Annotated in this window: 22 protein-coding genes; 14 read left to right on the forward strand and 8 right to left on the reverse strand. The window is 55.9% G+C overall.

Annotation, left to right across the window (positions count from 1 at the left end; translation table 11 throughout):
* The first annotated feature begins 274 nt into the window (after positions 1–274).
* From pyrB to ACL2XJ_RS05980, 3 genes are all read left to right on the forward strand, one after another.
* Positions 275–1,210: an aspartate carbamoyltransferase gene (gene pyrB / locus ACL2XJ_RS05970; RefSeq protein WP_132924651.1), complete on the forward strand. Its 936-nt coding sequence runs from the start codon at positions 275–277 to the stop codon at positions 1,208–1,210.
* Between the two features lie 10 nt (positions 1,211–1,220).
* Positions 1,221–1,685 carry an aspartate carbamoyltransferase regulatory subunit gene (gene pyrI, locus ACL2XJ_RS05975; RefSeq protein WP_132927952.1) on the forward strand — a complete coding sequence of 155 codons (465 nt, stop codon included), beginning with the start codon at positions 1,221–1,223 and terminating at the stop codon, positions 1,683–1,685.
* A gap of 269 nt (positions 1,686–1,954) precedes the next feature.
* Positions 1,955–2,341 (forward strand): RidA family protein, encoded by a 387-nt coding sequence (locus ACL2XJ_RS05980; protein ID WP_132924649.1) that lies wholly within the window; start codon positions 1,955–1,957, stop codon positions 2,339–2,341.
* A gap of 40 nt (positions 2,342–2,381) precedes the next feature.
* Here ACL2XJ_RS05980 and ACL2XJ_RS05985 read toward each other — a convergent pair whose 3' ends face one another.
* Positions 2,382–2,708: a type II toxin-antitoxin system RelE/ParE family toxin gene (locus tag ACL2XJ_RS05985; RefSeq protein WP_413725973.1), complete on the reverse strand. Its 327-nt coding sequence runs from the start codon at positions 2,706–2,708 to the stop codon at positions 2,382–2,384.
* An 8-nt stretch (positions 2,709–2,716) separates the two neighbouring features.
* Entirely contained in the window at positions 2,717–2,986 is a 270-nt protein-coding gene (locus ACL2XJ_RS05990) for a hypothetical protein (protein WP_203523693.1), read from the reverse strand.
* A 422-nt stretch (positions 2,987–3,408) separates the two neighbouring features.
* On the opposite strand from ACL2XJ_RS05990, the gene ACL2XJ_RS05995 reads away from it, so the two are divergent.
* From ACL2XJ_RS05995 to ACL2XJ_RS06010, 4 genes are read left to right on the forward strand one after another with little or no spacing between them, the layout of a single operon-like run.
* Complete coding sequence (locus tag ACL2XJ_RS05995; protein ID WP_413725974.1) at positions 3,409–4,845, forward strand: circularly permuted type 2 ATP-grasp protein; 1,437 nt, start codon at positions 3,409–3,411, stop codon at positions 4,843–4,845.
* Positions 4,839–5,768, forward strand: coding sequence for an alpha-E domain-containing protein (locus ACL2XJ_RS06000; RefSeq protein WP_132924642.1), 930 nt, complete (start codon positions 4,839–4,841; stop codon positions 5,766–5,768). Before ACL2XJ_RS05995 ends, ACL2XJ_RS06000 begins: the two co-directional genes overlap by 7 nt.
* The gene (locus ACL2XJ_RS06005; protein WP_132924640.1) at positions 5,765–6,592 is read left to right on the forward strand and encodes a transglutaminase family protein; all 828 of its coding nucleotides are present in this window, start codon (positions 5,765–5,767) and stop codon (positions 6,590–6,592) included. Before ACL2XJ_RS06000 ends, ACL2XJ_RS06005 begins: the two co-directional genes overlap by 4 nt.
* Positions 6,593–6,614: 22 nt before the next feature.
* A complete protein-coding gene (locus ACL2XJ_RS06010; RefSeq protein ID WP_413725975.1) occupies positions 6,615–7,352 on the forward strand; it encodes a peptidase in 738 nt (245 codons plus the stop codon).
* A gap of 115 nt (positions 7,353–7,467) precedes the next feature.
* Here ACL2XJ_RS06010 and ACL2XJ_RS06015 read toward each other — a convergent pair whose 3' ends face one another.
* The 4 genes from ACL2XJ_RS06015 to ACL2XJ_RS06030 form a co-directional block, all read right to left on the reverse strand.
* Positions 7,468–7,989: a GNAT family N-acetyltransferase gene (locus ACL2XJ_RS06015; RefSeq protein WP_413725976.1), complete on the reverse strand. Its 522-nt coding sequence runs from the start codon at positions 7,987–7,989 to the stop codon at positions 7,468–7,470.
* Complete coding sequence (locus ACL2XJ_RS06020) at positions 7,940–8,266, reverse strand: DUF1778 domain-containing protein (protein WP_203523697.1); 327 nt, start codon at positions 8,264–8,266, stop codon at positions 7,940–7,942. Before ACL2XJ_RS06020 ends, ACL2XJ_RS06015 begins: the two co-directional genes overlap by 50 nt.
* Positions 8,267–8,412: 146 nt before the next feature.
* Positions 8,413–11,127 carry a magnesium-translocating P-type ATPase gene (gene mgtA / locus ACL2XJ_RS06025; RefSeq protein WP_413725977.1) on the reverse strand — a complete coding sequence of 905 codons (2,715 nt, stop codon included), beginning with the start codon at positions 11,125–11,127 and terminating at the stop codon, positions 8,413–8,415.
* Positions 11,128–11,509: 382 nt separating this feature from the next.
* Positions 11,510–11,800: a hypothetical protein gene (locus ACL2XJ_RS06030; RefSeq protein WP_413725978.1), complete on the reverse strand. Its 291-nt coding sequence runs from the start codon at positions 11,798–11,800 to the stop codon at positions 11,510–11,512.
* Between the two features lie 308 nt (positions 11,801–12,108).
* Here ACL2XJ_RS06030 and nrdD point away from each other — a divergent pair, with 308 nt between their 5' ends.
* Positions 12,109–14,247, forward strand: a complete 2,139-nt coding sequence (gene nrdD, locus ACL2XJ_RS06035) for an anaerobic ribonucleoside-triphosphate reductase (protein WP_132924632.1) — start codon at positions 12,109–12,111, stop codon at positions 14,245–14,247.
* A gap of 7 nt (positions 14,248–14,254) precedes the next feature.
* The gene (gene nrdG / locus ACL2XJ_RS06040; protein WP_132924630.1) at positions 14,255–14,719 is read left to right on the forward strand and encodes an anaerobic ribonucleoside-triphosphate reductase-activating protein; all 465 of its coding nucleotides are present in this window, start codon (positions 14,255–14,257) and stop codon (positions 14,717–14,719) included.
* Here nrdG and ACL2XJ_RS06045 read toward each other — a convergent pair.
* Positions 14,707–16,317 (reverse strand): ankyrin repeat domain-containing protein, encoded by a 1,611-nt coding sequence (locus ACL2XJ_RS06045; RefSeq protein ID WP_413725979.1) that lies wholly within the window; start codon positions 16,315–16,317, stop codon positions 14,707–14,709. The genes nrdG and ACL2XJ_RS06045 overlap by 13 nt on opposite strands.
* A 351-nt stretch (positions 16,318–16,668) precedes the next feature.
* On the opposite strand from ACL2XJ_RS06045, the gene ACL2XJ_RS06050 reads away from it, so the two are divergent.
* The 5 genes from ACL2XJ_RS06050 to ACL2XJ_RS06070 all read left to right on the forward strand — a co-directional run bounded on the left by ACL2XJ_RS06050 (position 16,669) and on the right by ACL2XJ_RS06070 (position 23,606).
* On the forward strand, positions 16,669–17,031 hold the full coding sequence (locus tag ACL2XJ_RS06050; protein ID WP_132924626.1) for a hypothetical protein: 363 nt from the start codon (positions 16,669–16,671) through the stop codon (positions 17,029–17,031).
* Positions 17,032–17,107: 76 nt separating this feature from the next.
* Positions 17,108–17,473: a copper-binding protein gene (locus tag ACL2XJ_RS06055; protein ID WP_413725980.1), complete on the forward strand. Its 366-nt coding sequence runs from the start codon at positions 17,108–17,110 to the stop codon at positions 17,471–17,473.
* 51 nt (positions 17,474–17,524) lie between these two features.
* On the forward strand, positions 17,525–18,736 hold the full coding sequence (locus tag ACL2XJ_RS06060; protein ID WP_243701499.1) for a TolC family protein: 1,212 nt from the start codon (positions 17,525–17,527) through the stop codon (positions 18,734–18,736).
* Positions 18,733–20,490 carry an efflux RND transporter periplasmic adaptor subunit gene (locus ACL2XJ_RS06065; RefSeq protein ID WP_413725981.1) on the forward strand — a complete coding sequence of 586 codons (1,758 nt, stop codon included), beginning with the start codon at positions 18,733–18,735 and terminating at the stop codon, positions 20,488–20,490. The genes ACL2XJ_RS06060 and ACL2XJ_RS06065 overlap by 4 nt, the downstream gene beginning before the upstream one ends.
* On the forward strand, positions 20,487–23,606 hold the full coding sequence (locus ACL2XJ_RS06070; protein ID WP_203523702.1) for an efflux RND transporter permease subunit: 3,120 nt from the start codon (positions 20,487–20,489) through the stop codon (positions 23,604–23,606). Before ACL2XJ_RS06065 ends, ACL2XJ_RS06070 begins: the two co-directional genes overlap by 4 nt.
* A 36-nt stretch (positions 23,607–23,642) precedes the next feature.
* On the opposite strand, the gene gltP is transcribed toward ACL2XJ_RS06070, so the two are convergent.
* Entirely contained in the window at positions 23,643–24,959 is a 1,317-nt protein-coding gene (gene gltP / locus ACL2XJ_RS06075; RefSeq protein ID WP_413725982.1) for a glutamate/aspartate:proton symporter GltP, read from the reverse strand.
* Positions 24,960–25,221: the final 262 nt, after the last annotated feature.

Genomic DNA, 25,221 nt, shown 5'->3' on the forward strand with positions numbered 1-25,221 from the left:
ATAATCGATCTTTTACGCTTGAAGTGTAGCGGTACCCGAGTATAATTTCGGGCAATTTGCCGGGAGGATCGATGAACAGCACTGAGAAATTTAATGTTTATAACGATCTTCGGCTGCCTGTGGGCAGCCGGTTGCCATTGTTGCTCCCGCTGCCCGTTGTGAAGTATTCGTATCCCGCCCCTCATTGAGGGGCTTTTTTTTGCGCGGCATTCAGCCCACTGCCTAAACTTGCGTCAGACACCGGCGTTAACAACACCCGAAGGAGGGATAAAACATGGCCAATCCCCTTTACCAGAAGCACATCGTATCCATCAACGACCTCAGCCGCGAAGATCTGGAGCTGGTATTGCAGACCGCCGCCAGTCTGAAAACCCGCCCACAGCCGGAACTGTTAAAGCATAAGGTCATCGCCAGCTGCTTTTTCGAAGCCTCCACCCGCACCCGCCTGTCGTTTGAAACCGCCATGCATCGCCTGGGGGCTTCCGTGGTGGGATTCCCTGACGCGGGCAACACCTCCCTCGGTAAAAAAGGCGAAACGCTGGCGGATACCATTTCGGTTATCAGCACCTACGTCGATGCCATTGTGATGCGCCACCCCCAGGAGGGAGCCGCCCGCCTGGCCACCGAGTTTTCCGGCGGCGTGCCGATCCTCAATGCCGGCGATGGCGCCAATCAGCATCCCACCCAGACCTTGCTGGATCTCTTTACCATCCAGGAAACCCAGGGACGGCTGAACAATATCAATATCGCCATGGTGGGGGATTTGAAATACGGCCGCACCGTACACTCCCTGACGCAGGCGCTGGCCAAGTTCGAAGGCAATCATTTCTTCTTTATCGCCCCGGAAGCCCTGGCGATGCCGGCCTATATACTTCATATGCTGGCGGAGAAAAACATCCGGTTCAGCGTGCACGCCACCATTGAAGACGTGGTGCCGCAGCTGGATATCCTCTATATGACGCGGGTACAAAAAGAACGACTGGACCCGTCGGAATACGCCAATGTTAAAGCCCAGTTCGTTTTGCGCGCCGATGATTTGGTGAAAGCCCGCGCCAATCTGAAAGTATTGCACCCCCTGCCACGGGTGGATGAAATCGCCCATGAAGTGGACGCCACACCCTATGCCTACTATTTTCAACAGGCCGGTAACGGGATTTTCGCGCGCCAGGCATTGTTGTCCCTGGTATTGAACAACCATCATGCAGAATAAGGAGAAGATGATGACTCAGGACAATAAGTTACAGGTTGAGGCCATCAGCCGCGGCACGGTAATCGATCATATTCCGGCGCAGGTGGGCTTTAAGTTGTTAACCCTGTTCAAGCTGACGGCCACCGATCAGCGCATTACCATCGGGTTGAACCTGCCCTCCAATCAGTTGGGCAAAAAAGACCTGATCAAAATCGAAAACGTTTTCCTTACCGAGCAGCAGGCCAACCAACTGGCCATCTACGCCCCCCACGCCACGGTCAACCGCATCGATAATTACGAGGTGGTGCGCAAGCTGACCCTGTCGCTGCCGGATCGCGTGGACGGCGTGCTGACCTGCCCCAACAGCAACTGCATCAGCCGCAGCGAGCCGGTGGCGTCCGGCTTCACCGTCAAAAGCCGGGGCAATCAGGTACACCTGAAATGCAAATATTGCGAAAAAGAGTTCGAACATCAGGCGGTGATCCAGAATTCCTGAAGTCCCGACCGGGCCTGTTGAAGTGAGCGCGTGTTAAAGGGAGACCGCGGCAATGGGGCCGAAGCGGCCATAGTCGGCCGCGCGGCGCCCCATGCCACGGTAAGCCCGCCGACACCAAAGCTGAACCGAGCGTATTTAAAGGAAAGCAGGCCAAACCCGCGCTGGCGCAAGCGTAACGCAACAATGACAGGCTGGGCATTCGCCGGTTTACTCCTTATAATGACCGGCACCTTTTTTCTATTTGTTGTTTGTAGACTCCAGGAGACGCCATGTCCCGCATTATCAGTACCGAAAACGCGCCGGCCGCCATCGGCCCTTACGTCCAGGCGGTGGATCTGGGCAATCTGGTCTTCACCTCCGGCCAAATCCCCATCTGTCCGAAAACCGGTCAGGTGGCGGAAGATATCGCCGATCAGACCCGGCAATCCCTGTCCAATGTCAAAGCCATCGTGGAAGCGGCCGGTTTACAGGTGGCGGATATCATCAAAACCACGGTGTTCGTCAAAGATCTCAATGATTTCTCCACGGTAAACGCCGCCTATGAAGCCTTTTTCAAGGAAAACAGCGCGCCGTTCCCCGCCCGCTCCTGCGTTGAAGTGGCGCGGCTGCCGAAAGATGTGCAAATAGAAATCGAAGCGATTGCCTGTCGTCGCTGAGGCATTGGGCGCACGGACCCGCGTGCGCCGGAGTGAACAATCAGCGCACAATCTGTAAGCGATAAAGAGTTCGTACCAGATCCTGGCGGGTATGAAGTATGAGCAAAATATTAACGTCTTCGTCATTTTCATCGTAAAGGAGTCTATATCCTTTAGGATCAAGCCGTTCGCGAACTTTTAATCCAAAATCAGCCAGTATCGAATTATAGCGGTAACGTTTGGGATCTTCCTGCAAAGCAGCAACGGAATCTAAAAGCAGTGACTCGGTTAACTCAGCGGCAGACTGAGCCCCGTTTAAATCACTTTGAAAAGATTCAATATCGGTCAGGCATAACAATGCCGTTTCGGTAATGTTCACATTGACCATCTAATCCCTTATTTACGCGCTGCGCGCAATTGTTTTAATGCCTCTTCAGGAGACATAACGCGTTGCTGAAATACATCCTGTTTAGCCAGCATAGTTAACTTGAGCAGGGCATTGGCCTGCTGTTCCCTTGCCTGGGTTACCAATTCCGCTTCACGCTCTTCCGCCGTTTCGACGAACAGCTCAGCGACACCATTTTTGGTGACAAACACGCCGCCCTTGAAGAGTTCCGGTGAGCCTAACCCTTCACGGGCCGTTTTTTGCGACATCGTGTTAGCCATGCTTATATTCTCCTGTTAATCCTGTGCTGATGAGGGATATGACTCTGCACTCGTTTCATCATGATAGAGTTTATCATATCATCCGCGGGAGGATAAATTGAGTACAAATTTAACCACGATATGCGAGAGATAAAAGAAAGCTTAAGCCCTCCTTTTTACCTGCGTTATCAAGTCCGAAGGACAAAATCTCCATGTAATACTATTGGTTATCTTTAAATTCAAAAACGAACCAGACCTATTTCTTAAATGGTTAAATAATTGCCCCTCTTTAGGTAATAACTCATCTTCTAAACGCCATGCGCACCGTATTAGTGCAAGTTACCCTATAATTCCCTCGTTTTTTCCTATGGAACCGCCCCCTGCGCTGGCGCGCTTTATGCATAACGTCATTATCAGCTCGCTAAGCAAGCCAGGGTATGCCGATGATAAGAATTAATCTTTCCGGGTCGCCGTTTTTTGATGAAATGCTGTTGGCTGACGGGACGCACCGCAGCCATTACGAAGCCTATTGGCAATGGCTGCAACAGGCCGATCAGCAGGCCATTCAGCAAAAAAAAGAAGAGGCCGAGCTGCTGTTTCACCGGGTGGGAATCACTTTTAACGTTTACGGCGAAGAGGGGGGCACCGAACGGTTGATCCCTTTCGACAGCGTGCCGAGGATTATCCCGGCCAAAGAGTGGCAGTGGATGGACCGCGGTATCCGTCAGCGGGTCAAGGCGCTGAACGCCTTTTTGTACGATATCTACCATGAGCAGAATATCCTGAGGGCGGGCATCATACCGTCGGAACAGGTACTGGCCAACGAACAGTATCAGCCCTGTATGCAAGGGGTCGCCCTGCACAACAATACCTACGCGCATATCGTCGGCACCGATATGGTGCGCAACAGCGACGGCCATTATTATGTGCTGGAGGACAATCTGCGTACCCCTTCCGGGGTCTCCTATATGCTGGAAAACCGCAAGATGATGATGCGGCTCTATCCGGATCTGTTTGCTAATCAGCATATCGCCGCGATTGAACGCTATCCCTTCGATCTGCTGCAAACCCTGCGTGAAAGCACTGCCGTGGAGGATCCCACGGTTGTCGTGATGACGCCGGGCCGTTTTAACAGCGCCTATTTCGAACACAGCTTTCTCGCCCAGCAGATGGGGGTCGAACTGGTGGAAGCCGCCGATCTGTTCGTCAAGCAGGGGGCGGTGTTTATGCGCACCACCGAAGGCCCCTGCAAAGTGGACGTGATTTATCGCCGCATCGACGATGCCTATATCGATCCTCTGGCCTTCCGCGCCGATTCCACCTTGGGGGTGCCCGGCCTGCTGTCGGTGTACCGTACCGGCGGGGTGGTGCTGGCCAACGCATTGGGAACCGGCGTGGCGGACGATAAATCCATCTATCCCTATGTACCGGAAATGATCCGCTTTTATCTGTCCGAAGAGCCGATCCTGGGCAATATTCCAACCTGGCAGTGCCGCGATGCCGATGCGCTCTCCTACGTGCTGGCCAATCTGGAAAAACTGGTGGTAAAAGAGGTCCACGGCGCCGGCGGGTACGGCATGCTGGTGGGGCCCAAGGCCTCGCGCGCCGAGCTGGCGGAATTCCGCCAGCGCCTGCTGGCCATGCCGCACAACTATATCGCCCAGGAAACCCTGGCGCTGTCCACCTGCCCCACTTTTGTGGATGAAGGCCTGGCGCCGCGCCATATCGACCTGCGTCCATTTGCCCTTACCGGCGATGAGATACGGCTGGTGCCGGGGGGATTGACACGCGTAGCGCTGAACGCCGGTTCGCTGGTAGTGAATTCATCCCAGGGCGGCGGCACCAAGGACACCTGGATAATGGAGGACAACGAATGCTAAGCAGAACCGCCAGCGAACTGTATTGGATGGCCCGCTACCTGGAACGGGCCGAAAGCCTGGCCCGGGTCTTGGACGTCACCTATAAATTATCCTTGATGCCAATCCGCAGCCAGCAGAACGAGGATTTGACCCTGCCGCTGAACCTCACCGGCTCTCATGCGCTGTTCGAGGAGCATTACCAGCGCCTGAACATGACTAATCTGCTGAATTTTTTTGCTCTCGACGACCGCAATCCCGGCAGCATTTACAGCTGCTTTGAAACGGCCTGGAATAATGCCCATGCGGTGCGCGGCAGCCTGTCGTCGGAAGTGTGGGAGAGCATCAACGCCACCTGGATCGAAATGAAGCTGATGCGCAGCAAAGGCGTGGCCAAGGTGGGCACCGACGCGTTTTTCGACTGGGTTAAAGAGCGGGCGCATCTGTTTCGCGGCGCCATGTTCGGCACCCTGCTGCGTAATGATGCGTTGTGTTTTATCCGTCTGGGTACCCTTATAGAGCGCGCTTACGCCACCGCGCAGCTGTTGGGACTGAAGGACCAGCAACTGGACACCGACTCCGATCCGGTGCGGGAATATTATCGCCTGGATACCCTGCTGCGCGCGGTGAGCGCCCGTGAAGCCTATCACAGTCTCTACAAACACCCGGTGAGCCGCGAAACGGTGGCCGAACTGCTGGTACTGCGCAACGATATGCCGCGTTCCCTGCGGGCCTGCGTCGGGGATGTGGTGCAGCAGCTCGAGCGTATCGGCGGACAGCGGGCCAACGTCCCCCGCCGGCTGGCCCATACCCTGAACGTGGAGCTGCGCTTTAGCTCGCTGGAGGAAGTGCTGGCGGAGGGCCTGCAAACCTACATGATGCAGTTTCAGGGCAAAATCAACGCGCTGGCGGAGAGCATTAACCATACCTATCTGGAGGCGCTATGAAATTGACCGTCGATCACCTCACCCATTACCGCTACGATCATGAAGTCAAGTTCAGTACCCAGTATTTGCGCCTGACGCCGCAAAATACGCCGCGCCAGCGCATTATCGATTGGACGTTGACCCTGCCGGAACAGGCCACTCCCGCCACCGACGGTTTCGGCAATATATTGCATGTACTGACCCTGGACCGTCCCCATGAGGTGATATCCATCCGCGCCAAGGGGCAGGTGGAAATTGCCGACGACAGCGAAAGCATTCTTGAGGAGTGCGGTCCGCTTTCCCCTCTGGTATTCTTACGCTGCAGCCCGTTGACGCTGCCCGATGAGGCGATACGCAACTTCGCCGCGCGTTATTATCGCGCCGATGCGGCGGATGAGAGCCTGCGGGAAATGATGTCTGAGCTGCGGTTGCGGATGCCCTATACGCCCGGCGTGACCCAGGTGCAGGACACCGCCGCCAAAGTCTTTGCCGCCCGGCACGGCGTCTGTCAGGATCATGCCCATGTGTTTCTCGCCTGCTGCCGCAGCCTGCATATCCCGGCGCGCTACGTCAGCGGCTATATTTACAGTGAAGACACCAAGCATGTGGCCATGCATGCCTGGGTGGAAGTCTGGTTCGACGATCGTTGGCAAAGTTTTGATATTACCAATAACACCTGCAATCCCGGCCAGCATCTTAAGCTGGCGGTGGGTTTTGATTATCTTGACGCCTGCCCGGTGCGCGGTTCGCGCATCGGCGGCGGTTATGAAGAGATGTATTCGGAAGCCACCGTGGAGCAAACCGAGGAGCGGCAGGCCGGCGGCCAAGGCGGCCAGCAACAATAATATCTTATGAAGGACGTATTAAATGACCTACTGTGTGGCGATGCGCCTGTCGAGGGGTGTGGTTTTCGCTTCCGACTCCCGTACCAATGCCGGCGTGGATCATATCTCCACCTTCCGCAAGCTGCATGTCCTGCACCAGGACAGCGAGCGCACGCTGGTGTTGCAAAGCGCCGGCAATCTGGCCACCACCCAGAGCATTATCAACCTGCTGCGGCTGCGGGCCAAGGACGGCGAGCGCGCTAATCTGCTGAATACCACTTCCATGTTCGACGCCGCCAGCCTTATCGGCGAAACGGTGCGGGAGGTGATTCACCGCGACAGCAGCGCCCAGCAAAGCGGCAGCAGCACCGATTTCAGCTGCAACATCCTGCTGGGGGGGCAGATTATCGGCGAGCCGCCGCGGCTGTTCCATATCTATCCGGAGGGCAATTTCATCGAGGCCACCGAGGATACCCCCTACTTCCAGATTGGCGAAAGCAAGTACGGCAAGCCCATTATCGACCGGGTGCTGACCTACGATACGCCATTGGAGCAGGCCATGTGCTGCGCGCTGATTTCCATCGATTCCACCCTGCGCAGCAACCTGTCGGTAGGCCTGCCGCTGGATGTGATGATCTACCGGCGCGACAGTTTCGCCAGCGACGAACAATACCGCATCACTGAAAAGAACCCCTATTTCGCCACCATACGCAAAGCCTGGTCTGAGGGGTTGTTGAATACCTTTTTGCAAATGCCGCCGCTGAACCTGGCGGAGGAGTGAGCTTGCGTCCAGGTTTGTTGGCAATGTGCTGAATCCTTCACGTTAAGCCCGGATTAGCGGGCTTATTTGCCTGGGAGCGCCTTGGACGAATACTCTGCCGAGTCTGAACAAGCCTTTACCATAGAGGCAGGAAAAGCATGCGCGTTTGAAGTCCGCAGGGAATAAAACCGTATTGTTGATAAAAACAGGCACCGGCGTCATCTTTCGCATCAACCATGATGCCGGCGCTACCGACAACCAAAGCCGCATTTCGAGCCTTTGTAATACCATCACTCAGAAGAAGTTTGCCTAATCCCTGGCCGTGCAAATCTGCACGTACGGCAAGACGTCCCAACCGGGTAACCGGAATTTGGCGTGGAAAGCGTTTAGCCAGGGTTTGCGGTAACACATCCAATGAAACCAGCGCGGATGCCAATGCATAGAAGCCCAGGATACTGGCAATGCCGATGATAGGATAGCCTGCAGCAGAGAACGCTTTTACCGCGTCGTTATCCTGAAGTACAGCGACAACAGTCCGCGAAATTCCCTTATTCTGGTGTTGCAAAGCGGTTTGCTTGAGCCAGACATTTAGAGGCTCAATGCCGCAATCAAATGTGCTTCGGTCGTGGTGCCCAGTCAAAGGTTCCAGTTTGATCATTTCGTCTCGCCGTATAGTCCTGAAGTGCAGCCATTAAGGCATCGTTGGGCGGTAATGGGTTTTCCAGCGCGGCTAAAAAGGCGGTGGCCTCCTGTTCAGATAAACGAATGATGCGCTCGTGCTCAATAACGCGTTCAGCTTCTCGCAACGCTGACTGCACGATAAACTGGTTGAGCGTCGAGCCCAGGATACCGGCTGCTGCTTCCAAGGTTTCTTGAACGGCACCTGAAACGCGCGCCGTGATGCGACCGCGCTCAGAATGAGAGAGTGTAGCCATTACATATCCTCGCTTTGCCAACCATTGACCGATTAAGCATAACATGGCGGTGGCATATTGTCACCACCCTGGATCCCATCTGCATTAGTTGGACAACTTACTGACGGCAGGTTGCCTGGCCTCGCCATCAATTGTTCGGGCTGTTATTATTGCCAGCCGTAGCGCCGCACATACCAGCCTTTCATGGCCTGTACCAGCAGCATATAAGCGGCAAGTATAGCCACCAGCCATGGGAAATACCCCAATGGCAACGCCTGCAAATGCAGGAAACCCGCCACCGGCGTAAAGGTCATGCCCACGGTCAGCACGATAACCGTCAGGGTGGTCAGCCCCAGCGGCCAGGAAGGCCGGCTTTGCAAGAAAGGGATCTTCCGGGTGCGCAGCATATGGACAATCAGCGTTTGCGATAAGACCCCCACCACAAACCAGCCGGTCTGGAACAGCGTTTGTTTTTCCGGCGTATTGGCCTTGAATACCCACCACATCAGGCAGAACGTCAAAATATCGAATATGGAGCTGATGGGCCCGAAATAGACCATAAACCGCCCCAGATCCTTGGTGCGCCAGCGCTGGGGACAACGCAGCTGATCCTCATCCACCCGATCAAAAGGCACGGCAATCTGTGAAATATCATAAATCAGGTTCTGCACCAGCAGATGCAGCGGCAACATCGGCAGGAACGGCAGGAAAGCGCTGGCCACCAGCACGCTGAACACATTGCCGAAGTTGGAGCTGGCGGTGAGCCGGATATACTTGAGCATATTCACGAAGGTGCGGCGTCCTTCCACCACCCCGCGCTCCAACACCATCAGGCTTTTTTCCAGCAGGATGATATCCGCCGCCTCTTTGGCGATATCCACCGCCGAATCCACCGAAATGCCGATATCGGAGGCCCGCAGCGCCGGGGCGTCGTTGATGCCGTCCCCCATAAAGCCCACCACGTGGCCTTCGCCGCGCAGCACGCTGACGATGCGCGCCTTCTGCAGCGGCGTCAGCTTGGCGAATACCGTGGTTTCATGGGCGGCGACCGCCAACTGCTGGTCGTTCATCTGCTCGATATCGCCGCCGGTAAGGACCCTATTCACCGTCAGCCCCACGTCCCGGCAGACCTTGGCCGCCACCAGTTCGTTGTCGCCGGTAAGGATTTTGACCGTCACTCCGTGGTTTTTTAATGCCGTCAGTGCCGGTTCGGTGCTCTCTTTCGGCGGATCGAGGAAAGCGATATAGCCTTCCAGAATCAGGTCGGATTCATCCGCCCGGCTGAAATCGCAACGCTCCGGCGCCATGTCGCGGCTGGCTACCGCCACCACCCTGAGCCCCTGGAGTGTAAGCTCCCCGGTAACGGTATTGATTCGTTCCAGCAGCGCGGGCGTCATTGCCATGATCTCGTCATCATGGCGCACCTGGCTGCATACCTCGAGCATCTCTTCCAGCGCGCCTTTACAGATCAAACGCGGAATGCCGTCATCTCCCGCCACAATCACCGACATGCGGCGGCGGGAAAAATCGAAGGGAATCTCGTCAATTTTGCGCCACTGCGGCTGGGCCAGCTCGGGATTATGGTCGGCGACGCTTTCCAGCACCGCTTTATCCAGCAGGTTTTTCAGCCCGGTTTGATGAAAGCTGTTGAGCCAGGCATTCTGCAATACCCGGTCGCTGCGGCTGCCGAACACGTCCGTATGGCTCTCCAGCACGATTTTATCCTGGGTCAGCGTGCCGGTCTTATCGGTACAGAGAATGTCCATCGCGCCGAAGTTCTGGATAGCGTCCAGGCGTTTGACGATAACCTTCTGGCGTGAAAGCTGCACCGCCCCTTTCGCCAGGGATGAGGTGACGATCATCGGCAGCATTTCCGGCGTCAGCCCCACCGCCACCGATAGGGCGAACAGCGCCGCCTCCCACCAGTCGCCCTTGGTATAGCCGTTCACCAGCAAAACCACCGGGGTCATGACCATCATAAAACGGATTAATAGCCAGCTGACCCGGCTGATGCCGGCCTGAAAGGCGTTGGGCGGCGCCGACTCTCGGGTGGCGTGGCCCGCCAATTGGCCGAACCAGGTGTTGTCGCCGGTACCGATAACCATCGCCAGCGCGGTGCCGCTGATGACATTGGTGCCCATAAAGCACAGGTTATCGCACTCAAGAGGATTGCGCAGGTTGTCCAGCCGGCTGTGGGCGGTCTTTTCCACCGGCAGCGATTCGCCGGTAAGGGAGGCCTGGCCGATAAACAAATCCTTGGCCTGCAAAATGCGCAAGTCCGCCGGAATCATATCCCCCGCCGACAGTTTGACCCAATCTCCGGGTACTAATTGGTCGATAGGGATTTCACGGTACCGGCTTTCGCCGCTGATATCGTCGGAGCGCAGTACGGTGGCGGTATTGCTCACCAGCGCTTTCAACGCATCGGCGGCCTTATTGGAACGGGATTCCTGCACAAAATACAACAGGGTGGCAATCATCACCATCAGGGCGATCACCGCCGCCGCCGTGCTGTCGTCCGTGCCGTAGGAGACGATGCCGAGTACCGTCAGCAATAAATTGAACGGATTGCGGTAGCACAACCATAAATGCCGCCACCAGGTCACGGGCTGTTCGCCGGCAATGATATTGGCGCCGTGCCGGGCGCGGGCGGCGGAAACTTCCGTCTCGGTCAATCCCTCCGGGTGGCTGGAGAAACGCGCCAGCAACTGCTCTTCGCCGGCACGGGCGCACGTCAGGCAGGCGTGGGTCAGTGCCGCCGGCACATTGCGGTTGAGGTTTTTTTGCATGCCTTCCAGCATGACGTCGCGCTGAAACAGACGACGGGGAAGGTGGCGGTAAAACTGTGTGAACAGCCGCCGGGTAACTTTTTTCAATACCATGCTGTCTTCCTTGCCTCTTTCGGTCCCAAGGGCCGGAAAAGGAAAAAAGTGTCATCAGCAGAAGAGGGAAACTTCTGCCTACCGTTAATCACCCGGTTAGGCAGACGTAAAAAGACGGGAGTCCTTACCGGATGGGCGAATAATCTTCAGGTTTAGGTGCGGGGTCCATATGGGGTGAACACCTCCGGTAAAGGAAAAAAATCCGCATAGCCAGACGGAGTCATTAAAAATCAATGCCGTCAACTTTCGGAATCCAACTAAATGTGTCGTACATAGATTTGACCGTTCAGTACGGCCAAGGATTTTGACGTTTAACCATAACAAACGCCACGCCAAGCGGAGCGCATTTTACAGCCAAAATTCTAAACGTAAATTAAACGATTCACTGTTTTATAGAGGGGGATTGTTTCAGAGTGTTGCTGTGGGAGAGCAGGCGGTTCTTCCAGTCGGCTAACACATTCTCATCTTCAAACACTGCCGCATCAAAGGAATTCGCCTTATCCATCAGCGCATAGGAATAGCGTCTAAGCATTTCCTGATTACTTGCAGAAAATAGCTTAAAAATAAGACGGCCGGCCGTTACCCCCAGCGCGATAAAAGCCGTATGCGTTGAAAATGCTTGAGGTGAAGGCCAAACGGGACGTGATCTGGTGTTAGTAAATATTTTTTCCATCTTGGCTGGAGTTTTTAAGGGATTTACCGATTCGTTTTCAGCAAGATAAGTCTTAACCTGCCCTTTTCAGCCTAAAAATTGAGCTGGTCAACTCTTCGGCCAGGGGCCGATTTTCTTGCGCGAAGTCAATTTTAGTTCACTTTTTCTGGCCCATACTCTACATCTAGTGTCGTTTCTATTACTATTAGACTATATATAGTGGCAACCACTCCTATCCCTAGCTATCGCACCCGCAGGCATTTCACCGGGAAAACTGGGGGTAAGGAGCTAACCACTCACCCCGCATCAGGCGTACAAGGAGTTGCATCGTGAAACCGGTAGTGATCAAACGAGACGGTTGCCAGGTTAATTTCGACGAGGAACGCATCTGCCAGGCCGTCAAACACGCTGCACAGGCAGCCGACGTCGAAGATAACGAGTATTGCGCCGCCGTCGCCGCCTCGGTGGCGGAACAAATGAACAGCCGTTCCCACGTGGATATACGCGATATCCAGGATGCCGTGGAAAACCAGCTGATGGCCGGACCTTACAAGAAGCTGGCCCGCCTGTATATCGAATACCGCCACGACCGAGACGTCGCCCGCGAGCAGCGGGGCCGCCTGAATCAGGAAATACGCGGCCTGGTGGAACAAAGCAATATGGCCTTGCTGAATGAAAACGCCAATAAAGACAGCAAAGTCATCCCCACCCAGCGGGATCTGCTGGCCGGCATCGTGGCCAAGCATTATGCCCGGCAGCATATCCTGCCCCGTGACGTGGTGCTGGCCCATGAGCGGGGTGATATTCATTATCACGACCTGGATTACGCGCCCTTCTTCCCCATGTTCAACTGTATGCTGATCGATCTGGAGGGCATGCTGACCAAGGGCTTTAAAATGGGCAACGCCGAGATTGAGCCGCCCAAGTCCATCTCCACCGCCACCGCCGTTACCGCGCAGATTATCGCCCAGGTCGCCAGCCATATCTACGGCGGCACCACCATTAACCGCATTGATGAGATTTTGGCCCCCTACGTTGCCGCCAGCTTCGATAAACATTGCAATACCGCGGCACAGTGGAAAATTCCCGACGCCAAAGGCTATGCCCTTTCCCGCACGGAAAAAGAGTGTTATGACGCCTTCCAGTCCTTGGAATATGAAGTCAACACGCTCCATACCGCCAACGGACAAACGCCGTTCGTGACCTTTGGTTTCGGATTGGGCACCAGTTGGGAATCGCGCTTGATCCAGCAGTCCATCCTGCGCAACCGTATCGCCGGCCTGGGCAAGAACCGCAAAACCGCCGTGTTCCCGAAACTGGTGTTCGCTATTCGCGACGGTTTGAATCACAAATACGGCGATGCCAACTACGACATCAAACAACTGGCCCTGGAATGCGCCAGCAAACGGATGTATCCGGATATCCTGAATTACGATCAGGTGGTGAAAGTTACCGGTTCGTTTAAAACGCCGATGGGTTGTCGCAGTTTCCTGGGGGTTTATGAAGAGGACGGCAAGCAAATCCATGACGGCCGCAACAATTTAGGCGTTATCAGCCTGAACCTGCCGCGTATCGCCCTGGAAGCAAAGCGGGACGAGGCGCGTTTCTGGCAGTTGCTGGATGAACGGCTGGTGCTGGCCAAGAAGGCCCTGATGACCCGTATCGCGCGCCTTGACGGCGTGAAGGCCCGTGTTGCGCCGATCCTGTATATGGAAGGGGCCTGCGGCGTGCGGCTGAAAGCTGATGACGATGTGGCGGAAATCTTCAAAAACGGCCGGGCCTCCATTTCCCTGGGCTATATCGGCGTGCATGAAACCATCAATGCCCTGTTCGGCGGCGAGACCCATGTCTTTGACGATCAGCATCTGCGCGAAACGGCGATAGCGATAGTGGCCCGCCTGAAGGCCGCCACCGAGCAATGGAAAGAAGAAACCGGTTACGGCTTTAGCCTGTACAGTACGCCGAGCGAAAATCTGTGCGACCGCTTCTGCCGACTGGACACCGCCGAGTTCGGCGTGATCCCCGGCGTTACCGATAAAGGCTATTACACCAACAGCTTCCATCTCGATGTGGAAAAGCAGGTGAATCCCTACGATAAGCTGGATTTCGAAGCGCCCTATCCGCCTTTGTCCAACGGTGGTTTTATCTGCTACGGCGAGTACCCCAATCTCCAGCATAACCTGAAAGCGCTGGAGGACGTCTGGGATTACAGCTATACCCGCGTGCCCTATTACGGCACCAATACTCCTATCGATGAATGCTACGAATGCGGCTTTACCGGCGAATTTTCCTGCACCAGCAAAGGCTTTACCTGCCCGAAATGCGGCAACCATAATCCCGCCAAGGTCTCTGTCACGCGGCGGGTATGCGGTTATCTCGGCAGTCCGGACGCGCGGCCTTTTAACGCGGGTAAACAGGAAGAAGTGAAACGGCGGGTTAAACATTTACCGGACGGGCAGCTGGGCTGATACGGTCATGAATTATCACAAGTATTACCCGGTAGATGTGATTGACGGTCCCGGCACCCGCTGCACCCTGTTTGTGGCGGGCTGCGAGCATCAATGTCCGGGCTGCTACAATAAAAGCACCTGGCGGGTGGACTCGGGGTTCCCTTTTACCAGCGAACTGGAAGACCAGATTATCGCCGACCTGCAGGATACGCGGATTCACCGGCAGGGATTGACGCTTTCCGGCGGCGATCCGCTGCATCCGCATAACCTGTCCGCGGTGCTGCACCTGGTGCAGCGGGTCCGGACCGAGTGCCCCGGCAAGGATATCTGGGTCTGGACCGGTTATACGCTGGACTCTCTTACCGAGCCTCAGCAGCAGGTGACATCGCTTATCAATGTGCTGATTGACGGCAAATTTGTGCAGGATCTGCGCGACCCGGCGCTGATTTGGCGCGGCAGCAGTAACCAGGTAGTGCATTATCTGCGCTGAGCGGCTGTGTCCTTATCGGTGGGAATATACGCGGCCCATAGGCCGCTAAACCTCTCACCAGCTGCCCACGGCGCCGGCACCCGCCGATAATCGTGGTAAAAATGCAATCTTCCTTCCAGCTTCTCTTTATTCCTATAGATATATCGCAATTCGGATGCTGTCACGGAATCTTCGATTTTATCGGTGATTCTTTGTTGATCCAATCCATCAAGTACGAAATGCAGATGCCTTTTGCTGTTACGTATAATGATCTCAATGCCCACTTTGCTGCTGCGCTTCCAAAACAGCGGAATCCGGAAACCCAACCGGGAGGAGTAGGCCAAATGAAGATAGTGATCGTATTTGTCATAATTATCATGGACTTCAACCAGCATCGTTTTTATATCAAATTTTTTTATTTCACCGCGTATCAGATTATATTCCCGCCACGCATAGGGATATTCTATATCATCATTCGCGCTGGCCGCTTCGTAGATATCAGGAAAAACCTCCAGTGCGTGGACAATCTCCCTAGGTGAAATTTTCCTACCGCCTGTATTGATGAAACCACTATGCAGCATCGCCAGATTTTTCTCCGCCAAAAAAATACGCCTCGCTATGCGATTGGTATAATAATTTATAATATTAAAATTATCCTTAGACGCGTTATTCAGCCTCAACAGATATTCGGTACGAAACTCCGACAGGCCAAAAACAAAGTCGCCACGGTGGGCAACAAAGTGGTTATGAAAGTCGGTATCCTTCTCATAGTCCATGACGATACTGTCAATGGAAGAGCTCTTAATGTTATCAATACTGTCCGAAACAAGTTTTATGATATCTTTATCACCACGCCGCCGGGCCAGCGCCAGGGCGGAGTTGCCGTTAACATCCAATTGATTTATCAAGTGGTCCACGCGTTGTAATGCATACTTTACTTTCTCTACCGTGCCGCAAATCACCGTTTTCATTAATAACGTTCGTCCCTGCTCATCGTAGGCAGAAAGTTGGGTATGGTCGCAAACCAGTTTGAAAATTTCTAAGGATAGCTCATTATCGTTAATGACCATGGTGAAGGCGCTTTCGCCCTCATTATTTTTATGATAAACATTAGTCGCTTCCATCGATAATAGATGAGCAACCATCTTTTTATGCCCATTTTTAATCGCTACCATGAGTGGGGTATTTCCGTTATTATCGGGCAGTTCATTATCCAGGGGTATCCTATGAATAAATTTTTCACTGAAGAAATTTTTTTCTAATCTTGCCAGCAGTTCCATGTTGTTTTTTTTAACCGCATGCATAACGGCCGTGTTACCGTCTTCATCTCTAAAATTTAATTTTTCCGCACCGGAATATCTATTTTCGTAACTGAAAAAATCTTCCAGCTGCTCAGCATCATTCCGTTTTATTGCTCGTAAAAGAGGAGACTCTTTGAGGTGTAATGAATTATTCTCCAAGGCTATTTTTATATTTTCACGGGATTTTGATGCATCAGGAGCTTTAAAATTAACCAGAGTGGTGTTGTTGACTGAATGTAATTTTTTGTGGACGATTTCCAAATTTTGTCCAATGTAAGGACTTGTCTTGTGGGGAAAAGATAAATTACTAATCGGCATCGTGCCATCTCCTTTAAATTTAAAGTTAATTATTAGATAAATGATCTTTTTTTAATTGCAAAATTCATTCAAAGAATTCAACAGCACCCCGCATACGAATGTCAATAAATGCAAATTTTCTTGTCTCCGAGGGCTCATTTCAAGAAAGTTGACGCGCATCAATAACGTTGTCGGCTTTTTCGCGTTCACTGTGGCAAACCGGTGGCAGATAAGCGTCCTCCGGCCATGCTGGGTTTTGACGGGCTTTGACCTTTCGGCTGTGTACGATGCCGGCTTGTTTAAAAGGAAATAATGTTGTCTTCCGCTTCGGTAACTAAATTCATGGTTAAGCTTCGCTGCCGGCGGCGGCGAATGTTTGCCTTGATTTTACTGGCCTTTTGGCTGTTACTGAACGCCCAGCTGGCGCTGGCCAGCCACCAGTGCTCTATGCCGGTTACCGCGCTGCCCGCCGCCATGGAACATACCGAGAGTATGCTCCACGATAACGACCCGCAGCAGCATGCTGCTGAACCGGGTTTGCTGTGCGATAAGCACTGCGTCCCGGATAATGCGCAAAAAGATTCTCCCCATGCGCCGTTTGCCGTCCTGCCCAGCCAGACCGATTTGCAGTTGGCGGACTGGCGCGACGAACCCTGTATCCAGGATGCCGCCTGGCTTGCTCCGCCCATAGCAGGGCCGCCGGCAGAGATTCGCTTCTGCCGGTTCCGAGAATAGACCCAGACATAACGCCAATGGTTACCCTCGCTGTAATGCGCGGGTAGTGTATGACTTATGTTTAGGAATTTATCCCATGCGAGCTTTACTGATTGTCGTTCTTTCCGCTTTTTCTCTCTTCAACTTACCGGCCTTTGCCGACGATATGGCGGCCATGGGCGATATGCCCGGCATGCAGCATGACCACGGCATGATGACCGCGGCCGATGCGGCCGCCTCGGACTATCACTCCCAGGGTATTATCAAACTGTGGGATAGCCGACATGTGGCTATAGCCCATCACGCCATTCCGGCCTTGAACTGGCCGCCGATGACCATGACCTTCGCGCTGCCCCCTGCCTTTGCCGGCCAGAAGCTGGCGGTAGGCACCCAGGTTGATTTCAGTTTCCGCCAGGATGCGCAGGGCTATCAGCTTACCGCCATCCATCCCGTTCAGCCTTAAGCGAGGACAGCCATGTTACTTCCATGCTCTCAACGGGCGTGGTTGGTCCTCATGCTGCTCGCTTCCGCGACGACTTCCGCCGCGGAACTGAACCTGGATGAGGCACTGGCCCGTGCCGAACACTATTCCGCCGAACTCTCCGCCAATCGTCATGAACGGCAGGCCTTGGCGAACCAGGCGGATTCCGCCACCCAATTGCCGGATCCCAAGCTGGAATTCGGTATCGAAAACCTGCCGGTGGGGGGTAACAACGCCCATCGATTTACTCGCGAAGATATGACCATGCAGCGCATCGGCATCCAGCAGGATTACATCAGCAGCACCAAGCGCGATCGGAAAGCCGATGCTTTTCGCGCTGAAGCGGCATCCGCTACCGCCGGTTATCAAACCCTGCGGGCGCAGTTGCAGCGCGACACAGCACAGGCCTGGCTGGATATGGCCCTGGCCCGGCAGGGTTTGACGGCGGCCCGCAGCCTGCTGGCGGAAAGCGAACGGCAAATCTCGGTGCAGCGGGCGGCGGTGGCAGGGGGCGGCAGCGCCGCATCGGTGCTGGATGGACGCTTGGTAGTGGTGGATATGCAAAATGCGGTGACCGATGCGGAGCGTGATGTGGCGGTGGCGCAGGCCAAGCTGACGCGGTTGACCGGCGACAGCCAGGCCATCGCCGCCGGCCAGCTGCCGCGCTTTGAACGCCTGCCCGCCGATCCGGCGGTATTGGCGCAGGGCATCGATCAACACCCCGAAATCCTGCAGGCCCGCCGTGAATCGGAAGTCGCTCAGGCCCGTTCCGCCCAGTCGGCGGTAGCGGCCATCCCGGATGTGGGCATTGAGGTCTACTACGGCAGGCGTGCCGATCGTCTCGATGATATGGCCGGCGTGATGTTCACCATGGATTTGCCGCTGTTCCAGTCCCAGCGCCAGGATAAAGATCACGCGGCGGATCAGGCCCGGACCTTTGAAGCCAACGATCAGCTGGCAACCACCATTCGCGACCACAACGCACAGCTGGCTATGCTGATAGCCCAATACCAGGCCGCGCAAACCCGCTGGCAGCGGCAAAAAGATGATGTTCTGCCGTTGCAGCGGCAGCGTCTGCAGCTGACCCAGGCGCAATACCGCACCGGCAGCGCCACCCTGACCGATATGCTGGCCGCGCGGCGGGCACTGCTGCAAAGCGAACTTGAGGCAAACCGCGCCGCACGGGATCTGGCGCAAAGCTGGGCCGCCATCCGCTATCTCATTCCGCAGGAGACCCAATCATGAGCCGTTTCAACACGGGCCGTATGGTCACGCCCTTGATAAGCCTGGCGGCGCTGACAGCCGCCTTCGCCGCCGGCTATTTTTTGCGCCAGCCCGAGATAGTGACCCCGGCGGACGCCCAAACCGCCGCGCCGGCCACCGCTGACAGCGGCGGTCGGAAAGTCTTGTATTGGTATGATCCCATGTCGCCGGGGCAGCGATTTGACAAGCCGGGCAAGTCCCCGCTGATGGATATGCCGCTAAAGCCGCGTTACGCCGATGAAGATGCGCAGGATGGAGGCGTGACGGTCAGCGCCCGCCAGCAGCAAAATCTGGGGGTGCGGCAGGCGTTCGTGGAACAACGGGTGATGCAGTCCCGCCTTGATGCATTCGGTACGGTGAGTATTGACGACCGCGGCATACAGATCATTCCCGCCCGGGCCAACGGGCTGGTGGAAAAGTTGTATGTCAGGGCCGAACAGCAGCAGGTGGCCAAGAATCAACCGCTGGCACGACTTTGGATCCCGGAATGGAGCGCCGCTCAGCAGGAATATCTGGCGGTGCGCCATTTGGGCGACCCGGCGCTGACCGCCGCGGCGCGGCAACGACTGCAGTTGCTGTTTATGCCAGATGACCTGATCCGGGCCATCGAAAAAACCGGGCAGCCGCAGACCCGCATTGAAATCCGGGCGCCGGAAAGAGGTTTTATCAGCAAGCTGGATGTGCGCGAAGGCAGCCAGGTCTCCGCTTCCCAGGCCATGTTTGAACTGGCTTCGCTGGATCCGGTGTGGGTGGTGGCGGATTACCCCGAATCCCAGGCCGGCGCCGTGACGCCGGGCAGCGACATCATCGCCACCACGGCGCGCTGGCCCGGCGAATCCTTTCATGGCCGCATCAGCGAGGTGCTGCCGGTGGTGAATGACGCCACCCGGACCTATCGGGCCCGTATCGCGCTGGATAACCGGGATAACCGATTGCAGCCCGGCATGTATATGAACGTGCGGTTGGCCCGGGCGGCACAAGGAGAAACCGTCTTGGCCATTCCCCAGGACGCGTTGATTCAGACCGGCAGCCGCAATACCGTCCTGCTGGCGGAAGGGGACGGACATTTCAAACCGGTGGAAATCACCGCCGGACGTGAATTCGGCGATTGGGTGGAAATACGCCAAGGGCTCCGGGCCGGCGATCGGGTGGTGACCTCCGGTCAGTTCCTGATTGATTCCGAAGCCAGCCTGCGCAGCGCGCTGCCGCAAATGACCGGTAACCCGCCGGCGGCGGCCGATGCCGCCCCGCAGGCCGCCGCAGATGTCTCGGCAACGGGTACGGCATCCGCCAAAATGCCGACTCAGACCTCCGCCGCCAGCATGGCGGATATGCCGGGGATGTCTTCCGGCCCGGCTCCGGTTCCCGCTAAAACACCGGCTCAATCTAATGCCCCGGGCATGGCGGATATGCCGGGTATGGCGCCCATGCCCGATAGGCCGGCGATGTCCTCCGGCGCGGCGCCGGCATCCGTCCAGACAGCGGAGCCCGCCGCCGCCAAGCCCCGAGAGTATGCCACGGAAGGAATGATTGACGCCGTCAGCAATGGGCAGGTCACGCTGTCCCATCATGCGGTGCCTGAACTGCACTGGTCGCCGATGACCATGGACTTCACCCTGCCCGACGGGAAACTGCCCCAGGGACTGGCGGTGGGCAGCCGGGTGTTGTTCCATTTTACCCTGGATGATAATGGCGCCCGTATCACGCAGATGATACCGGTAAGGAGCGTCCGATGATCGCGTTTATCATCCGCTGGTCGCTGCGCAACCGGCTATTGGTGTTGGTGGGAGCGGCGCTGCTCACCGCCTGGGGAATATGGGCCTTGCAGCGCATGCCCGTGGATGCGCTGCCGGACCTTTCCGACGTACAGGTCATTATCCGCGTAAGCTATCCCGGTAAAGCGCCCCAGGTGGTGGAGGACCAGGTTACCTATCCGTTAACCACCACCATGCTGTCGGTGCCGGGCGCCACCACGGTGCGCGGCTTCTCGATGTTCGGCGACTCCTATGTCTACATCCTGTTTGAAGACGGCACCGATCCCTACTGGGCGCGATCGCGGGTGCTGGAATACCTGAGCCAGGTACAATCCACTCTGCCGCCGGACGCCCGGGCCAGCCTGGGACCCGATGCCACCGGCGTCGGCTGGGTCTATGAATATGCCCTGGAGGACAAAACCGGACGCCATAGCCTGGCGGATTTACGCGCCCTGCAGGATTGGACGCTGAAGTTCGAGTTGAAAACGGTGCCGAACGTGTCGGAAGTGGCCAGCGTCGGCGGTATGGTGCGGCAATACCAAATCATCCTGAAGCCGGATCGGCTGCGGGCCCTGAACGTCTCCCACCAGCAGGTTATCGATGCGGTCAAACAGGCCAACCAGGAGGGCGGCGGTTCGGTGCTTGAGATGAATGAAGCGGAATATATGGTGCGCGCCGCCGGTTACCTGAAAACCACGGCGGATTTTGACAATATTGTCATTACCACCCGCGGCGGCGTACCGATATTGCTGTCCGATGTCGCCAGCCTGCGTCTCGGGCCGGAAATGCGGCGCGGCGTGGCGGAGCTCAACGGCGAAGGGGAAGTGGCCGGCGGCATTGTGGTGATGCGGTACGGCAAAAACGCGCTGGATACCATTAACGGCGTGAAAAAGAAACTGGATGAAATCCGCCGCAGCCTGCCGCCGGGCGTACAGATTGTCCCGGTTTACGACCGCTCCAACCTGATAAAGCAAGCTATCGAGACCCTTTCCCATAAGCTGTTGGAAGAGTTTATCGTGGTCACCCTGGTGTGCAGCCTGTTCCTGTTTCATTTCCGCTCGGCGCTGGTGGCGATCATCACCCTGCCGCTGGGGATCCTCGGCGCCTTTATCGTCATGCATTATCAGGGGGTCAACGCCAATATCATGTCGTTGGGGGGCATCGCCATCGCCATCGGCGCGATGGTGGATGCGGCCATCGTCATGATAGAGAACATGCACAAGGTGCTGGAAAAGTGGCGGCACGATCACCCCGGCCAAACGCCGGTGGGGGAGGACTACTGGCAGATTTCCGCCCAGGCTTCCACCGAGGTGGGCCCGGCGCTGTTTTGCAGCCTGCTAATCATTACCCTGTCGTTTATTCCGGTCTTTTCGCTGGAGGCGCAGGAAGGCAAGATGTTCGGCCCGCTGGCGTTTACCAAGACCTATGCCATGGCCATCTCCGCCGGTCTGGGCATCACCTTGGTACCGGTGCTGATGGGCTACTTTATTCGCGGGCGTATTCCCGATGAAAACGCCAATCCCATTAACCGGGGGCTTATCGGTTTGTATCGACCGTTATTGGAAAAGGTCCTGCACTGGCCGAAAACCACCTTGTCCCTGTCCCTGGCATTGCTGCTCATTACCCTTTTTCCGTTGAGTCGGCTGGGCACCGAATTCATGCCGGCGCTGGACGAGGGGGATTTGCTCTATATGCCCTCCACCCTGCCCGGCATCTCCGCCAACGAGGCCGCCCGGTTGCTGCAGCAAACCGACCGGCTGATTAAAACCGTGCCGGAGGTGGCGACGGTGTTCGGCAAAGCGGGACGCGCCGAAACCGCCACCGATCCGGCGACCTTGACCATGTTCGAAACCGCCATTCATTTTAAACCCCGGGATCAATGGCGGCCGGGCATGACCACCGATAAGCTGATACAGGAGCTGGATCGGACAGTATCGCTGCCCGGCGTGGCCAATGTTTGGGTGCCTCCTATCCGCAACCGGCTGGACATGCTGGCCACCGGCATCAAAAGCCCGGTGGGCATCAAGGTCAACGGCAACAATATCAACGATATCGAAGCGGTTGCCCAGCAGATCGAACGGGTGGTGAAAACCGTGCCCGGCGTGACTTCCGCCCTGGCGGAACGGCTTAACGGCGGCCGCTATATCGATATCAATATCGACCGGGTGCGCGCCGCCCGCTACGGCGTATCGGTGAGCGAGCTGCAATCCATCGTGGCGGCGGTTATCGGCGGCGATAATATCGGCGAAACCATCGAGGGCCGCGAGCGTTTTCCCATCAACGTGCGCTATCCCCGCGAACTGCGGGATTCGGTGCAAAAGCTGAAGGATTTGCCGGTGGTCACCGCCGGCGGCGCGCAGGTGGCCTTGTCCGATCTGGCGGATATCAAGGTCACCGAAGGCCCGCCGATGCTGAAAAGCGAAAATGCCCGTTTGTCGGACTGGATCTACGTGGATTTACGCGGCCGCGATTTGAAATCCGCCGTGGATGCCATGCAGCAGGTGGTGGCGCAGCAGGTCAAGCTGCCGGACGGCGTGTCGCTGAGCTGGTCTGGACAATTTGAGTATCTGGAGCGAGCGAGCGCCAAATTGAAAATCGTGCTGCCGTTTACCCTGGCGATAATTTTCGTGCTGCTGTATGTCACCTTCAGCCGGGTACGGGATGCGTTGCTTATCATGGGCACGCTGCCGTTTGCGCTGATAGGCGGGGTTTGGCTGCTCTATCTGCTGCACTACAATCTTTCGGTGGCCGCCGCGGTGGGCTTTATCGCCCTGTCGGGGGTAGCGGCGGAGTTCGGGGTGATCATGGTGCTTTACCTTAATCACGCGATGGAAAACCACCGGGTCAACGGCGAGCCGCTGTCGGAGCCACAGCTGCTGGCGGCGATCCGCGAGGGCGCGGTACTGCGGGTCAGGCCGAAGGTGATGACGGTGGCCACCATCATGGCCGGGCTGCTGCCCATCATGTGGGGCGGCGGAGTCGGATCGGAGGTGATGCAGCGCATCGCCGCGCCGATGATCGGCGGCATGGTGAGCGCGCCGCTGCTGTCGATGCTGGTGATCCCGGCGCTTTACCGTATCCTGCACCGTAAAGGTTAATGGGAATCTCGCGGCACTGGTGGTGCCGCGAGTTTGTTACGATAGAGATGAATGCGGCGCTTTGACCGTCAGCCTCTCTTTTTCATAGGCACGGGCCTTCTCATCGTCGAATTGATTCTCCCATTTGGCGACGGCCACTACCGCCAACGCATTACCCACCACATTGAGCGCCGTGCGCGCCATATCGAGAATACGATCGACTCCGGCGATAAACGCCAGACCCTGCAACGGAATTCCCACGCTGCCAAGGGTTGCCAGCAGCACCACAAAGGATACTCCCGGCACTCCGGCAATCCCCTTTGAGGTGACCATCAATGTCAGCACCAAAACGATTTCCTGTCCGAGGGACAAATCGATACCGTAAAGCTGGGCGATAAATATCGCCGCAATGCTTTGATAAAGCGTGGAGCCGTCCAGGTTGAAAGAGTAGCCGGTGGGGACCACGAAGCTGGTTATCGCCCGCGGCGCGCCATAGGCTTCCATTTTTTCGATAATGCGCGGCAACACGCTTTCCGAACTGGCGGTAGAATAGGCCAGGATCAATTCTTCTTTCAAAATACGGATCAGCGTCCAAATACGCAGGCCACATAGCCTCGCCACCAGGCCCAGGACAACCAGGGCGAAAAAAATAATCGCGGCGTAAACCAGCAGCACCAGCTTGGCCAGGGGAAGCAGCGAGGCAAAACCGAAATTGGCCACAGTCACCGCAATCAGGGCGAAAACCCCAACCGGGGCATAACGCATAATCATATGCGTCACGTTGAACATGGTCTCGGCCACCGCTTTAAACACATTCAGCAACGGCGTTTTGGTTTCAACGGGCAATGCCGCCAATCCCAAACCGAACAGCACGGAAAAGAAAATGATCGGCAGCATGTCGCCGCGGACCATGGCGGCGAAGATGTTCTGCGGAATCAACGACAGGAGCGTGCCCGCCAGACTATGGCCGCCGCTTTGCACCTGCTGGGAGGTTCTTTCATATTGCGAGATATCCACCACCGCCAGAGAGGACATATCGATGCCCTGTCCCGGTTGAAAAACGTTGGCGAGAGTGATGCCCAGGATAATAGCGATAGTGGTGACCAGTTCAAAATAAAGCAGGGTCTTCAAGCCGAGCTTGCCCAGCTTTTTCGCATCCCCTACCCCGGCAATACCCACTATCAAAGTGGAAATCACTATCGGCACCACAATCATCTTGATCAGGTGAATAAATATATCGCCGGCCGGCGTCAGGATATTGCCCATCAGCCAATCCCGCGGTTCCCCCTGGTTGTGTAATATCGCCCCGGCGCCGATGCCCAATACCAGCGCCAACAGAATTTGCCAGGCGAGACTAAAATTTAACCTTTTCATAACAATATTTTCCCCTACGACCATCCCGCCACGGCCGAGAGCGTGACACGCACTGCTTTTTATTCGCTTCATTACGCTATCCGGCTGCATCCGGCGGGGTCGATTTTCAACGCACAAAAGATAAGGACGCTATTCTGTAACACCTTAAAAAGCACCAATGCAAGCAATGATTTATCCTCGCTTCGTAATCATTTATCACTGACAGGGTTGAATAGACGATTTATATAACTTAACTATTTGTAATTCAATAAGTTAAAAGTAT

It is taken from the genome of Sodalis sp. RH16, assembly GCF_047324245.1.
Lineage (GTDB): Bacteria > Pseudomonadota > Gammaproteobacteria > Enterobacterales > Enterobacteriaceae > Acerihabitans > Acerihabitans ligni.

Coding starts and splice junctions, on each gene's coding strand:
- pyrB (WP_132924651.1), top strand. CDS start 275: ATGGCCAATCCCCTTTACCAGAAGCACATCGTATCCATCAACGACCTC.
- pyrI (WP_132927952.1), top strand. CDS start 1,221: ATGACTCAGGACAATAAGTTACAGGTTGAGGCCATCAGCCGCGGCACG.
- ACL2XJ_RS05980 (WP_132924649.1), top strand. CDS start 1,955: ATGTCCCGCATTATCAGTACCGAAAACGCGCCGGCCGCCATCGGCCCT.
- ACL2XJ_RS05985 (WP_413725973.1), bottom strand. CDS start 2,708: ATGGTCAATGTGAACATTACCGAAACGGCATTGTTATGCCTGACCGAT.
- ACL2XJ_RS05990 (WP_203523693.1), bottom strand. CDS start 2,986: ATGGCTAACACGATGTCGCAAAAAACGGCCCGTGAAGGGTTAGGCTCA.
- ACL2XJ_RS05995 (WP_413725974.1), top strand. CDS start 3,409: ATGATAAGAATTAATCTTTCCGGGTCGCCGTTTTTTGATGAAATGCTG.
- ACL2XJ_RS06000 (WP_132924642.1), top strand. CDS start 4,839: ATGCTAAGCAGAACCGCCAGCGAACTGTATTGGATGGCCCGCTACCTG.
- ACL2XJ_RS06005 (WP_132924640.1), top strand. CDS start 5,765: ATGAAATTGACCGTCGATCACCTCACCCATTACCGCTACGATCATGAA.
- ACL2XJ_RS06010 (WP_413725975.1), top strand. CDS start 6,615: ATGACCTACTGTGTGGCGATGCGCCTGTCGAGGGGTGTGGTTTTCGCT.
- ACL2XJ_RS06015 (WP_413725976.1), bottom strand. CDS start 7,989: ATGATCAAACTGGAACCTTTGACTGGGCACCACGACCGAAGCACATTT.
- ACL2XJ_RS06020 (WP_203523697.1), bottom strand. CDS start 8,266: ATGGCTACACTCTCTCATTCTGAGCGCGGTCGCATCACGGCGCGCGTT.
- mgtA (WP_413725977.1), bottom strand. CDS start 11,127: ATGGTATTGAAAAAAGTTACCCGGCGGCTGTTCACACAGTTTTACCGC.
- ACL2XJ_RS06030 (WP_413725978.1), bottom strand. CDS start 11,800: ATGGAAAAAATATTTACTAACACCAGATCACGTCCCGTTTGGCCTTCA.
- nrdG (WP_132924630.1), top strand. CDS start 14,255: ATGAATTATCACAAGTATTACCCGGTAGATGTGATTGACGGTCCCGGC.
- ACL2XJ_RS06045 (WP_413725979.1), bottom strand. CDS start 16,317: ATGCCGATTAGTAATTTATCTTTTCCCCACAAGACAAGTCCTTACATT.
- ACL2XJ_RS06050 (WP_132924626.1), top strand. CDS start 16,669: ATGTTTGCCTTGATTTTACTGGCCTTTTGGCTGTTACTGAACGCCCAG.
- ACL2XJ_RS06055 (WP_413725980.1), top strand. CDS start 17,108: ATGCGAGCTTTACTGATTGTCGTTCTTTCCGCTTTTTCTCTCTTCAAC.
- ACL2XJ_RS06060 (WP_243701499.1), top strand. CDS start 17,525: ATGCTGCTCGCTTCCGCGACGACTTCCGCCGCGGAACTGAACCTGGAT.
- ACL2XJ_RS06065 (WP_413725981.1), top strand. CDS start 18,733: ATGAGCCGTTTCAACACGGGCCGTATGGTCACGCCCTTGATAAGCCTG.
- ACL2XJ_RS06070 (WP_203523702.1), top strand. CDS start 20,487: ATGATCGCGTTTATCATCCGCTGGTCGCTGCGCAACCGGCTATTGGTG.
- gltP (WP_413725982.1), bottom strand. CDS start 24,959: ATGAAAAGGTTAAATTTTAGTCTCGCCTGGCAAATTCTGTTGGCGCTG.